Raw genomic sequence first — 12,670 nt, forward strand, 5'->3', positions numbered from 1 at the left:
AAACAGAGGAAGACCTCGCATGGACACGATGCGCGACCGTTTCATCGCCACCACGACCCGGCTGCTCGACGAGGACCCGAGGCTGGCGCTGGTGCTGGCCGAGATCAGCCGGGACGGCTTCGCCCGGGCCGAGCGGGACCATCCGGACCGGGTGATCAACGTCGGCATCCGGGAGCAGCTGCTCATCGGGGCCGGGGCCGGGATGGCCCTCACCGGGATGCGCCCTGTCGTGCACACCTTCGCCTCCTTCCTGGTGGAGCGGCCGTTCGAGCAGGTGAAGCTGGACTTCGGCCACCAGGGGGTCGGCGGGGTGCTGGTCAGCGCCGGGGGTTCGTACGACTGGCCGGCCGGCGGCTTCACGCACATGGCGCCCGGGGACGTGGCGCTGATGGACACGCTGGACGGCTGGACCGTGCACGTACCGGGCCATCCCGACGAGGCCGAGACCCTGCTCCGGGAGGCCGCCGCCGGTGAGGGCCGGGTCTATGTGCGCCTGTCGATGCAGTCCAACAAGCGGGCCGCAACCGTCGGCGGAGCGGGCGGGTTCACCACGGTGCGCGAGGGCACGCGCGGGGCGGTCGTCGCCGTCGGACCGATGCTCGACAACGTGCTCGACGCCACGGCCGGTCTCGATGTGAGTGTGCTGTACGCGACGACCGTGCGGCCCTTCGACGGCGCGGGGCTGCGGCGGGCCGTCGGCGGGCGGACCGCCGCCGATGTCGTGGTTGTCGAGCCGTATCTGGCGGGCACGTCGACGGCGGCGGCCAACGACGCGCTCGCCGCGCTCCCCCACCGGGTCCTGGGGCTCGGGGTGGGACGCGAGGAGCTGCGCAGGTACGGACAGCTCGACGAGCACCTCGCCGCCCACGGCCTGGACGCGCACGGACTGCGGGAGCGAATCGGCCAGTTCCTGGGCGGCTGAGCCGGGGCCGCCGCCCCGGCGCCCGCTCAGTGCGCGGCCGACAGCTCGCCGTACCAGGCGAGCGTGGCGTCGATCGTGGCGGGGAGCGGGTTCGGGGTGAGCCCGTAGGCCTTCTCGATCGCCGACGAGTCCACGATCTGCGCCTCGGTGTGCTGGTAGAACATCTCGGCGTACTCCGCCATGAACACCTCGTCGAACGGGCCGAACGCCTTCGGCTCGGAGACGACGGTGAGGGTCAGCGGGCGGCCGACGCGCTCCTCCACCAGGGCCAGGATCGCGCGGGTGGTGACCGCCGGGGCGGTGGGCAGGTGCCAGACGCGGCCGTCGCCGTCCGGGTTCTCACCGAGCGTCGCGAGGCCGGCCGCGACATCGCCGATGTACGTGTAGCTGTGCGGCAGGTCCATGTCGCCGAACGCCGGGACCTCTCCCCCGCTCAGCGCGGCCGGGAACACCGCGCCGCCGAGCGTGGAGTTGAGGACGCCGGGCCCCACGAAGTCGGCCGAGCGGCCCAGTACGACGCGCACCCGGCCCTCGGCGTGGGCCGCGAGGTAGCGGGCGTCCAGCTCCGCACGCATCCGGCCCTTGCGGGTGGTCGCGTTCCACGGGGTGTCCTCGGTCATCACCGCGCCGTGCGTCTCGCCGTAGGGGTAGAGCGTGTCGAGGACGACGAGCCGGGCGCCGACCGCCTCGACGGCCGCGAGGACGGCCCGCTGGATCCTCGGCATGACCTCGACCTGGAGGTGGTAGCCGACGTTCACGCAGTGGTGGACGACAGCCGCTCCCTCGACGGCCGTCCGGGCTCCGTCGGCGGTCGACACATCGGCGGCGAACCGCTGGACGCCGTCCGGAGCGGAACCGCCGCCCGAGCGGTCGACCAGCCGGACCGGGTGGCCCCGGCGGGCCAGCTCGGCGGCGAGCGCGGTACCGGCGGGGCCGGCGCCGAGGACTACCTGAAGATCACGTGCTGCGGTCATGGAACACTCCTCGTCGTGATGATCTCTCGCTTCCGTTAGAGACTGTAACTCTTGCGATGACCCCTTGCAAGGCTGACTGTTAGACTCCGTAACGGAAGTGAGCATGCCTGGCGAGCAGCGGAAGGGGCCGGGATGGCCGAGGCGCAGCAGGGGCCGCGGGCCCGGTACCGGGAGCAGACCCGGGCGGAGATCAAGGAGGCGGCGCTGCGGCAGCTCGCCGACGGAGGGGTGGCGGCGCTCGCGCTGACCCGGATCGCCAAGGACATGGGCCTGTCGGGGCCGGCCCTGTACCGCTACTTCGCCGGCCGTGACGATCTGCTGAACGCCCTGATCCGGGATGCGTACGACGACGCCGCCGCGGCCATCGGCGCGGCGGCGGACCGGTCGGCGGCCGGGGCGCAGGGCCCGCGCGCACGGCTGCACGCGCTCGCGGTGGCGTACCGCGCCTGGGCGCTCGGTGAGCCGCACCGCTACCTGCTGATCCAGGGGTCACCGGTGCCGGGCTATGTGGCGCCGGCCGACACGCTGGAGCGCGCCCGTGCGGTGCTGGGGCCGTTCCTGCCGGTGTTCACGGGTGGCACGCCGGGTACGGGGGCGGCTCCGGTGGTGGCGCAGATGGCGGCGTGGCTGGAGTCGGACGCAGCCGTGGGTGCCTGGGTCGCCCGGTACGCGGCGGAGGCCGCCGACGACACCGGGGCGGCGGCGCGCGCGCTGGCCGGTGCGCTGCTCGCGTGGTCGCAGCTCCATGGCTCGGTGGGGCTGGAGACGGCGGGGCAGTTCGCGGGGATGGGCCACGACGGGGACATCCTGCTGACGGCGCAGACCGCGATGCTGGCGGACGCCTTCGGGCTGGAGTGAGACGACGGACGCCGCACCGGCCCGGGGCCGGTGCGGCGTCCGTCGTGCGGTGCGCGGGTCAGGGGTGGACGAGCACCTGCGCCAGGCCCACCCGGCCCGTCCCGGAGGCGACGATCTTCACCGTGCGGGTCCGGCTGTCCAGGTTCACCAGGGTCGGGCGGAGCGCCTTCCCGCTGACGTGGACGGTTCCGTCGTCCGTGACGACATCGAAGCCGGCGGTGGTGGACGAGGCGTCGTTCCAGACCTCCACCTGCCGGATGTGCCGTACGGCACCAAGGTCGACCTGCCACCAGGCGCCCGCCTCGGCAAGGGTGCGGGTGTCCGTGTTGGTGTCGGCGTCCAGGGCGAGCGCGGCGGCCGCCGTGCCGTCGGTCGAGGACTGGGTGGCGGTGCCGGTGCGCGCCAGGTCGGTGCGCAGCTGCTCGACCGGGCCGCCGCGGGCGCCGGCGTGTGCGGCGACGGCCAGGGCTGCGGCGGGCAGCCGGTCGAGGCCGGTGCGGTTGTCCGTCATGACGGAGCCCGTGCCGCCGAGCGGAGGTGCGGCGGTGTCGGTCCAGTTGCCGCGCGCGGTGTTCTCGATGCCGTAGTCGGCCCAGTTGGACACCCACTTGTAGCCGATGCGGGTGATGACGTTGTGCTCGACGGTGATGTGCGAGGACTGCTCGTCGAGGTAGATGCCGTTGCCGTCCCGCTCGGTGTTTCCGTAGGCGGAGCGGTTGATGTAGTTGCCGCTGAGGACGGTGCCGGGCTGGGCGCCCTGGGTGTAGATCGCGCCGCCGTCGTGCTGCTGCTGTGCGACCTCCATGACATCGGTGATGCGGTTGGCGGTGACCTTGTTGTCGCGGAGCACCGACTTCTGCGCCTCGGGCTGGTTCCAGCCCCAGCCGACCGAGATCGCGGAGTACGGCAGGTGGTCCAGGCTGTTGTGGTCGACGGTCAGCCGCGCCTCGTAACCGGCCCAGATGCCGACCGAGTCGGTGTACTCGACGCCGGAGCGGCTGATGGTGTTGTACGCGACGGTGTTCCGCTCCCCGGTGAGCGCGGCCGGGGGCAGTGGCTCGGTGTCGCCGACGTACACCGCGCCCGAGGACAGATCGGTGAAGGACGAGCGGGTCAGGGAGCTGTCCTTGGTGCCGGCCTCCAGGATCGCGCCGGCCCCGCCGAGGTGGCTGAACCGGCCGCTGTCGATGCTCACCCGGCGCCCGCCGCGCACGGTGAGGGCTGCGGCGGGCTTGGTGTAGTAGCGGCCCGCGTGGTCGACGGGGCCGGTGGCACCGGTCAGGGTGAGACCGGCCTGCATGCCCGCGTAGCCCTCGTCGGTGCCGGGCTGCCGGTACGCCGCGTAGGCGAAGCCGATCCCGGTGACGGTGACGTCGTGGGCGCCGTCGACGACGAGCAGTTGTTCCGTGTGCGGGGTCACGGTCCGCGCGTGGCGCATGTTCTCGCCCTTGCGCGGCAGGTAGGTGACGGTGCGCGCCCCGGAGTCCCAGACGAACTCGCCGGGTGTGTCGAGGAGTTCGCGGACATTCTCGAAGAAGGCGACCCCGCCGTAGCGGGTGGAGTCGACGGCGGTGGTGTCCCAGGCCGGCCCGGTGCGGTCGGTGCCGCTCGCCGAGTTGGTCCAGCAGGGCTGGGCGAACGTCAGGGTGTCGCCGCTGACGCCCGCGATCCGGCAGTGGTAGTTGCGCCAGCGGATCCGGATGACGGCTTCGGCGTCCGTGGGGCGCTGCCAGTGGTCGATGCCGGTCGCGGTGGCGCCGGTCATGCCGGTGGCGGTGGCGTCGCAGGTGCTCGCCGGGCAGGCCTCGCCCCGGGCGCGGGTGGCGCGCTCGCCGTCGACGAAGAGCTGGCGCGGGGTGACCCCGTCGGGGACGGCCGCGCTCCAGCTGCCGTCGGCGTTGGGCCGCCAGCCCGTGATGTCCTGCCCGCCGGAGAGGACGGGGCGGGCGCCGGGGGCGGCGCCCCAGCTGGTGCCGGAGTCGGCGGCGCCGAGCGTCAGGGGCGCGTCGAGCCGGTACGTACCGCCCTTGAGCAGGACGCGGACGCCGTGTCCGGTCACCGTGCGGGCCAGGTCGCGCGCACCTTCGAGGGTGCAGGGGCGGGCGGCCGTACAGGAGGCGCCGCGGCCGTCGGGGGCCGCGTACAGGGTGCGGGTGCCGGGAGCGGCCTGGGCGGCCGGGACCGTGAGCAGGGCGGTCAGTACGGCGGCGGTGGCGGCAGCGGCGGTTCCTCGTACGGCGTTCATCGGGCGGTTCACGCGGAGGCCTTCCAGTCGGGGTGGCCGGGCATGGGCGGGTTGACGGCCCCGAAGAGCCAGTCGCGCAGGAACGGGTCGACGGAGCGGTCGCCGGTGACCTCGGCGGTGTGCCGGATGAACGCCTCGCTGGTGTAGGTGGAGTCCTTGAAGCGCGTCACCCACGCGCGCATGACCCGGTCGAAGGCGCGCCGGCCGATCCGCTGGTCGAGGGCGTACAGGACGAGTGCGCCGCCGTCGTAGATGTTGGTGCCGCCGAGCGCCTTGGGCCGGCCGGGCGGGCCGTCGGCGGCGCGGACCGCGTCGAGCTTCTCGTACGTCGCCTTCATCTTGTCCGCGAAGACGGACCAGCCGCGCTCCTCGCCGTACAGACCGGCGTAGTACACGGCGGGGCCCTCGTTGAGCCAGGCCTGCTGCCAGTCGTGCGGGGTGACGGAGTCGCCGAACCACTGGTGGACCAGCTCATGGACCATGGTGGTCTCGTAGCCGGGCTGCCCTTGGGAGTTGAGCTTGAACCAGTTGGTGGAGAACAGCGAAAGGGTCTGGTTCTCCAGCGCGTCGGTGTAGCCGCCATAGATGTGCAGGCCGTAGACGGAGAACGGGTAGCGGCCGAACTTCGCCTCCAGCCAGGCGAGATGGTCGGCGGTACGGGCCACGATCGGTCCGTACGTGTCCTCCTGGCCCTGCGGGACGATGTGGCGCAGCGGCAGTCCGCGGTGGCTGCTGCCGTACAGATAGGTGCCCTTGACGACGGCGATCCCGATGAGTTCGGTCGCCATGCGCTCGCGGAGGGCGAAGTGCCAGACGGTGGAGCCGTCGGCGCGCGGGGTGCGGTGGGTCAGCTCCCCGTTGGCGGTGGCGACGTAGCCCTGGGGGGCGCTGATGTGGAAGGTCCAGGTCGCCTTGTCGGACGGGGTGTCGTTGCAGGGCAGGAAGGTGTCGGCGCGGGAGGACTGGGCGGCGGACGCGAAGCCGCCGTCGGCGCCGAACTGCCAGCCGGTGAGGCCGAGCCGGGGTGCCTTGCCGTTGCCCCGGTAGCGGATCTCGGTGGTGAACGCCTGGCCGTCGTGGAGCGGGCGGGCCGGGGTGACGGTCAGTTCCTGACCGCTCTGGCCGGGGGCCAGTTCCCAGCGGGCGGGGCGGCCGGCGACGGTCACGGAGTCGATGGTGTGGCCGTCGGTGTCCAGGTTGAAGGCGGAGAGGTCCTGGGTGGCCCGGGCGCTGATCTTCACGATGCCGGTGAAGTCGTAGGTCACCGGGGTGAAGTCGAAGGTCAGGTCGTAGTGGAGGACCTGGTAGCCACCATTGCCGAGGGTGGGGAAGAGCGGGTCGCCGACGCCGTCGGAGCCGGGCTCCGGGTCGAAGCCGTGCGGCCGGGCGGTGGCGGGCGAGCCGAGCGCGGGGACGGCGACGGCCGCGGCGACCGCCGCCCCGCCGAGTGTGAGGACCGAGCGTCGTGTGGTCACTTCTTGCCCTTCTGGAAGGCTTCCTCGAATTCGCCGCGAGCCTGCTCGCCGCCCTTGGCCAGGTAGTCCTTGACGAGCTGGTCGTAGGCCGACATGGGCTTGCGGCCGGAGATGATGTCCTTGAGCACATCGCCCTTCAGGGTGCCCAGGCTGCCGGACCCCTTGGAGTCCCAGGTGGGCGAGGAGTACTGGAGCGTCGGGTCCGGCACCATCATCGGGATCATCTTGCTGAACGTGTCGTGGACGTGGCGCACGCCCTGCTCGGAGTCGGCGCTGAAGATCGCCGGGACCGCCGAGGCGGCGAACTTCCAGGGCACGGTGACGTCCTGGGTGCCCTGCTTGGTGAGCGCCGGGTTGCCCTTGGCGTCCCGGGTGAAGTCCTTGCCCTCGACCCCGTAGTTGATCAGGGTGTACTCCAGGCTGCCGAACGGTGAGGCGGCGAAGTCCGCGAACGCCAGGATCTCCTTGACGCGGTCCCCGGACGCCTTGCTGATGTGGGTGTTCTGGAGCGCGACGTTGTCCATCCAGGCCACGGCGTCCTTGCCGACGGGGACGAACGGGCGCGGGTCGAACTTCTTGTCGATCGCCTTCATCGCGGCGATGTAGCCGACACCGGGCGCCAGATAGGTGGGCATGCCGTCGTAGACGTAGGCGCCCTTGCCGTTCTTGAACATGTCCGTGTACTGGGCCTTCTGCGCCCCGGACATCTGGAGGGTGCCCGGGTAGTAGCAGCCGGCCTTGTACAGCAGCCGGGCCGTCTCCACCGCCGTGCGGTACTCCGGGGTCTCCAGGTCGACGGTGAACTTGCCGGTCTTCTCGTCCAGCCGCCAGAAGTTGGGGGCGCCCGCGGACATGGCCAGCATGGTGGTGACACCGGCGATGATCGCGTACTGGTCCTTCTTGGGCCGGGTCAGCTCCTTGCAGACCTCGACGAACCGGTCGAGGTCGGTGATCTGGTCCAGGCTGGTGACGCCGACCTCCTCGAACAGGTCGTGGCGGTAGACGCCCGCGCCCGCCGTTCCGGTGCGGGCGATGGGGATGCCGTACAGCTTCCCGCCGAAGATCGCGCCCTGCCAGGCACCCTTCGGGATGGCCGCGAGGTTCGGGTAGTCCTTGACCTTGTCCCCGGCGAGGTACGGGGTGAGGTCGGCGCACTTGGCCCGGAGGAAGGCGGCCTTGTTGTCGACGCCGCCGCTCTCCGGGTACATGAACAGGTCGGGGAGGCTGTCGCTGGCGACCATGGTGGAGAACTTGGTGCCGTAGTCGTCGGCGGGTACGGCGGTGATGTCCACCCGGCCGCCGAGGAGCTTCTCGATCTCCTGCCAGGCGGCGTTCTTGCCGCGCGAGGGCGGCGGCGGGGAGAAGGTCTCCATCGTGGCGCTGATCGGCTTCGCACCCTTGAGCGGGGTCCTGCCGGTGGCGCGGAGCGGCTTGGCGGGGTAGCTGAAGAAGCCCTGCGGGACACCGGCGGCCGTGCCGGCGAGGTCCGGCTTCAGCCCGATGTTGCGGACCGCGCTGTCCGGCAGCAGCGAGGCGCTCTTGGCCTCCGCCTTCGCGGTCGTGCCGCCGTCGCCGCAGGCGGCGAGCAGCGGGGCGGCGGCCAGTCCCAGACCGACGCCCGCGCCCAGGCGGAACAGTGCTCTGCGGTTGATGGGGGTGGAGCTCGGCACCTGGATCTCCTAGGAAGAGGGAAGGGAAGGAGTGGGGGGCGGTGGCTGCGCTCAGCCCTTGATCGCGCCGGTGAGCACGCCCTTGGTGAAGTAGCGCTGGAGGAACGGGTAGACACAGAGGATCGGGACGACGGCGATCACCAGGACCGCCATCTGGACGGCCTGCTGCGGGGCGAGCACCTCACCGGCCGAGGCCGAGTTCAGGCTCTGGCCCTGGAGGACGTAGGTGCGCAGCACCATCGGCAGCGGCCATTTGTCGGAGTCGTTGAGGTACAGGAGCGAGTTGAAGAAGGCGTTCCAGTACGTCACCGCGTAGAAGAGGCTGATCACGGCGAGGACCGCCTTGGACAGCGGCAGGACGATGCGCACCAGGATGCGGAAGTCGCCGGCGCCGTCCACCTTCGCCGCGTCGTACAGCTCCTCCGGCAGATTCATGAAGAAGGACCGCAGGACGACGAGGTTGAAGGCGCTGACCAGGGTGGGCATGACGAGCGCCGCGTAGGTGTCGTACAGGCCGAGGCCCTTGACCAGCAGGAAGTTCGGGATGATGCCCGCGTTGAAGAGCATGGTGAACAGGGCGGTCATCAGGATGAAGCGGGATCCGGTGACCTCGCGGCGGGAGAGCCCGTACGCCATCCCCACGGTGACGAGGAGACTGGCGAGGGTGCCGATGACGGTGATGCCGACGGACACGAACAGCGCCCGGGTGACGACCCCGCCGGTGAAGATCGTGCGGTAGGCGTCCAGCGTGGGGTGGTCGGGCCACAGGACGAGGCCGGAGCTCTTGATGATGTCGGTCTGCGAGGCGAAGCTCGTGCCGATGACTCCGATCAGCGGGTAGGCCACGGCGAGGACGACCACCACGACGGCGACCGCCTTGGCGGTCTGCCCCAGGCGGGTCGGGCGCTCCATCCACGGCGGCCGGCCGTCGGACGTGCGGACGGGAACGGGGCGGGGCGCCGGTCCGGTGCTCCCGGTCCTGGCGCGCGTCTTCTCAGCGGTCAGCACCGCGGTACACCCCTTCGTGGCCGAGCCGGTGGGCGAACTTGTTCGCGCCCAGCACGAGTGCGGTGCCGATGACCGCCTTGACGAGTCCGACGGCGGCGGCGACGCCCCAGTCGTTGTCCTTGATGCCGTGGTAGTAGACGTAGGTGTCGAGGACCTCGCCGGCGTCGGGGCCGACCGCGTCGCGCTGGAGCAGGATCTGCTCGAAGCCGACGGAGAGGATCTGCCCGAGGTTGAGGATCAGCAGCAGGATGAGGACGGGGGCGATGCCCGGCAGCGTCACGTGCCACAGGCGCCGCCGGGGCCCCGCGCCGTCGATGGCGGCGGCCTCGTACTGCTGCCGGTCGATGTTGAGGAGCGCGGCGAGGATGATGATCGTGCCCCAGCCGGCGTCCTTCCAGGCGACCTGGAGGGTCAGCAGCCAGGGGAAGGCGTCGGGGTCGCTCATCATGTCGTAGCGCGGCAGCCCCAGACCGCCCAGGACGTCGGGCAGCACCCCCGCGCCGCCCAGGATCTGCTGGAAGATCGAGACGATGATGACCCAGCCGATGAAGTGCGGCAGATACACCACGCTCTGCACGAACCGCCGGATGCGGTCGCTGGCGATGCTGTTGAGCAGCAGGGCCAGCGCGATGGGCACCGGGAAGAAGAACACCAGCTGGACGAGGGCGATCTCCAGCGTGTTGAACGTCGCGCTCCAGAAAGCCGGTTCGGCGAACGCCGCGGAGAAGTTGGCGAAGCCCACCCAGACGCTGTGCATGTATCCGAGGTAGGGCTGGTAGTCCTGGAACGCCACCACGTATCCGAGCAGCGGTACGTAGTGGAAGACGACGAAGTAGAGCAGGCCGGGCAGGGTGAGCAGCAGCATCACCCGGTCGCGCTTGATCCGCTGCCCGAGTGTGAGCCGGCGTGGTGCGAGGACGGGCGGGCCGTCCGGCGGGGCGGGTTCATCGGCCCGTTTCCGCCGCTTTTCCCGCGGCAGCGGGGGTGCTGTGTCAGCCATGGTGCGTCCTGTTCGGCTGGGTGGCGCCTGGTGAGCCTTCTGCGCCCGCAAGTTAGTAAGCGGTTAACCCGAGCGTCAAGAGATCCGGTCGAACGTCTTTGTTACGCACTGCTCCCCACCGGCCAATCCACCCCCGCGAATGGCTGGATACTGCCGGAAACAGGGCAGTTGGCGGCAGGGAGAGCTTGACGGTCCCCCGTTGCGCTCCTTAGCGTGCCGGTCATTCCATAGAACGCGATTACTGTCCGGAGGCAGGGTGCGAACCACCGAAGAGGCGCCGGCTCGTTCCGGTACCGATGCCGCGGCCCCGCCCGAGCGGCGCCCGCGCACGGTCCTGGTCATGAGCCCCGGACTGCTGGACGACGTCTTCCCGCCCCCGGTACGGGCCCGTCTGGAGGAGACGGCCGATCTCCTCGAACCGTCCGTGATCAGCGAGTTCGACTCGCCGGACGCCACGCGGGCGCTGGCGTCGGCGGAGGTGCTGCTCACCGGCTGGGGATGCCCGCCGGTGGACGCGGCCCTGCTGGACCGGGCGCCGGAGCTGCGGGCCGTGATCCACGCGGCCGGCACCGTGAAGACGTTTCTGTCCCCGGCCGCGTACGACCGGGGGATCGTCGTCTCCTCGGCCGCCGCCGCCAACGCCGTGCCGGTCGCGGAGTTCACCCTGGCCGCGATCATCATGGGTGCGAAGCGGGTGTTCCCGCTGGCCGGGCTCTTCCGCGCGCGCCGCACCCACCGCACCGGCGCCGACCTGGACCGCCAGCACTGGCTCGGCACGCACGGGCTGACCGTCGGCGTCGTGGGCGCCTCCCGGATCGGCCGCCGGGTCATCGAGCTGCTGCGGGTCCTGGACGCGCGGGTGCTGCTGTACGACCCGTACGTCGGCGATGCCGAGGCCGAACTGATCGGTGCGACCAGGACCGACCTGGACACGCTCGTGGCGACCAGCGACGTGGTGACCGTGCACGCCCCCGACACCCCGGAGACCCGGGGCCTGATCGACGCGCGCCGGATCAACCTGATGCGCCCCGGCACACTGCTCGTCAACACGGCGCGCGGCCCGCTGGTGGACACCGAGGCGCTGACCGGGCACCTGGTCAGCGGCCGGCTCGACGCGGTCCTGGACGTCACCTCGCCCGAGCCGCTGCCGGCCGGTCATCCGCTGTGGGAGCTGCCCAACGTCTTCCTCACCCCGCATCTCGCGGGGGCCCAGGGCAACGAGGTGGGCCGGCTCGGGGCGCTCGCCGTGGACGAGCTGGCGCGGTACGCGCGCGGCGAGCCCTTCGGCCATCCGGTGCACCGGGCCGACCTGGGGAGGATCGCATGAACACCGCCCCGCGACAGGCTCTAGGCTCGGCGTCACACAACAGCCACCAGGGGGTGAGCCGGATGCGCCGGCAGAGCACGGCCGCGGACGGACAGCGGCGGGCGACGGTCACCGATGTCGCACGGGTCGCGGGCGTCTCGACGGCCACCGTCTCCCGTGTCCTGAACCGCAACTACCCCGTCGCGGAGGCGACCCGGGAACGCGTCGAGTCGGCCATGCGCGAGCTGGGGTACGTGGTCAACGCGCACGCCCGCGCCCTGGCCGGCGTCTCCAACCGCACCGTCGGCATCATCGTCAACGAGGTCATCGACCCCTTCTACGCCTACATCGCACGCGGGGTGGAGCGGGAGGCCGCGCTCGGCGGCCGGCTCTGCCTGGTCTGCTGCACCCAGGGCGACCCCCAGCGCGAGCTGGCCTTCATCGACCTGATGCACGAGCGCCGGGCGGACGCGGTGGTGGTGGTCGGCGGGTCGATCGCCGACCGCGGCTACACCTCGGAGCTGGCCCGCCGGGCCCGGGAGCTGGACGCGGGCGGCTCGAAGCTGGTGCTGTGCGGCAGGCCGCCGCTCGGCGAGGCCGCGCCGACCGCGGCGGTCGAGTACGACAACGAGGGCGGCGCCTTCGCCATCACCGACCACCTCCTGATGCAGGGCCATGAGCGGATCCTCTACCTCGGCGGACCGCCCAAGCTCTCCACCACCCGCGACCGGCTGGCCGGCCACCGCCGCGCCCTGGAGCTGCGCGGCGTCGCCGTCGATCCCGAGCTGGCCCAGCCCGGCGCCTTCAGCCGTAACTTCGGCTACCGGCGGATGGCGGAACTCCTGCGCGACGGACCGGATTTCACCGCAGTCTTCGCGGCCAACGACATGGTCGCGGCCGGGGCTGCCCAGGCCCTGGAGGAGGCCGGGGTGCGGGTGCCCAGGGACATCTCGCTGGTCGGGTACGACGACATCCCGGTCGCCCAGGAGCTGCGCCCCCGGCTGACCACCGTCCATGTCCCGCTGGAGGAGATGGGCCGCCAGGCCGTGCGGCTCGCCGTCTCGGGCGGCGACGAGGACGACTGGCGCGAGCCGACCACGGGAGCACTGCGGCTCGGCACCCACATCGTGGTACGCGATTCCGTGGCACCCCGGGCCGACAGGTCCAGCCGTATGTGACCGGTTACTTCCCGCCTGTCCACAGTTGGCCATA

Annotated in this window: 10 protein-coding genes; 4 read left to right on the forward strand and 6 right to left on the reverse strand. The window is 71.6% G+C overall.

Features of this window, described 5'->3' with window-relative positions:
- Positions 1-19: 19 nt before the first annotated feature.
- Positions 20-922: a transketolase family protein gene (locus tag RLT58_RS03550; RefSeq protein WP_311308901.1), complete on the forward strand. Its 903-nt coding sequence runs from the start codon at positions 20-22 to the stop codon at positions 920-922.
- Positions 923-948: 26 nt separating this feature from the next.
- Here the strand turns inward: RLT58_RS03550 and RLT58_RS03555 are convergent, their stop codons facing one another.
- On the reverse strand, positions 949-1,896 hold the full coding sequence (locus tag RLT58_RS03555) for an NAD-dependent epimerase/dehydratase family protein (protein ID WP_311308902.1): 948 nt from the start codon (positions 1,894-1,896) through the stop codon (positions 949-951).
- Between the two features lie 132 nt (positions 1,897-2,028).
- Between RLT58_RS03555 and RLT58_RS03560 the strand changes: the two genes are divergently transcribed.
- Positions 2,029-2,754 (forward strand): TetR/AcrR family transcriptional regulator, encoded by a 726-nt coding sequence (locus RLT58_RS03560; RefSeq protein WP_311308903.1) that lies wholly within the window; start codon positions 2,029-2,031, stop codon positions 2,752-2,754.
- Positions 2,755-2,812: 58 nt separating this feature from the next.
- Here the strand turns inward: RLT58_RS03560 and RLT58_RS03565 are convergent, their stop codons facing one another.
- The 5 genes from RLT58_RS03565 to RLT58_RS03585 all read right to left on the reverse strand — a co-directional run bounded on the left by RLT58_RS03565 (position 2,813) and on the right by RLT58_RS03585 (position 10,152).
- Complete coding sequence (locus tag RLT58_RS03565; RefSeq protein ID WP_311308904.1) at positions 2,813-5,011, reverse strand: right-handed parallel beta-helix repeat-containing protein; 2,199 nt, start codon at positions 5,009-5,011, stop codon at positions 2,813-2,815.
- On the reverse strand, positions 5,008-6,474 hold the full coding sequence (locus tag RLT58_RS03570) for a M1 family metallopeptidase (RefSeq protein ID WP_311308905.1): 1,467 nt from the start codon (positions 6,472-6,474) through the stop codon (positions 5,008-5,010). Before RLT58_RS03570 ends, RLT58_RS03565 begins: the two co-directional genes overlap by 4 nt.
- On the reverse strand, positions 6,471-8,144 hold the full coding sequence (locus tag RLT58_RS03575; RefSeq protein ID WP_311308906.1) for an extracellular solute-binding protein: 1,674 nt from the start codon (positions 8,142-8,144) through the stop codon (positions 6,471-6,473). The genes RLT58_RS03570 and RLT58_RS03575 overlap by 4 nt, the downstream gene beginning before the upstream one ends.
- A gap of 51 nt (positions 8,145-8,195) precedes the next feature.
- A complete protein-coding gene (locus tag RLT58_RS03580) occupies positions 8,196-9,056 on the reverse strand; it encodes a carbohydrate ABC transporter permease (RefSeq protein ID WP_311314403.1) in 861 nt (286 codons plus the stop codon).
- 82 nt (positions 9,057-9,138) lie between these two features.
- Complete coding sequence (locus tag RLT58_RS03585) at positions 9,139-10,152, reverse strand: ABC transporter permease (RefSeq protein ID WP_311308907.1); 1,014 nt, start codon at positions 10,150-10,152, stop codon at positions 9,139-9,141.
- A gap of 340 nt (positions 10,153-10,492) precedes the next feature.
- Between RLT58_RS03585 and RLT58_RS03590 the strand changes: the two genes are divergently transcribed.
- Both RLT58_RS03590 and RLT58_RS03595 read left to right on the forward strand, forming a co-directional pair.
- Entirely contained in the window at positions 10,493-11,479 is a 987-nt protein-coding gene (locus tag RLT58_RS03590) for a hydroxyacid dehydrogenase (RefSeq protein ID WP_311308908.1), read from the forward strand.
- 62 nt (positions 11,480-11,541) lie between these two features.
- Positions 11,542-12,636 (forward strand): LacI family DNA-binding transcriptional regulator, encoded by a 1,095-nt coding sequence (locus RLT58_RS03595; RefSeq protein WP_311314404.1) that lies wholly within the window; start codon positions 11,542-11,544, stop codon positions 12,634-12,636.
- The last annotated feature ends 34 nt before the right edge of the window (positions 12,637-12,670 follow it).

It is taken from the genome of Streptomyces sp. ITFR-16 (genome assembly GCF_031844705.1).
Taxonomy (GTDB): Bacteria; Actinomycetota; Actinomycetes; order Streptomycetales; family Streptomycetaceae; genus Streptomyces.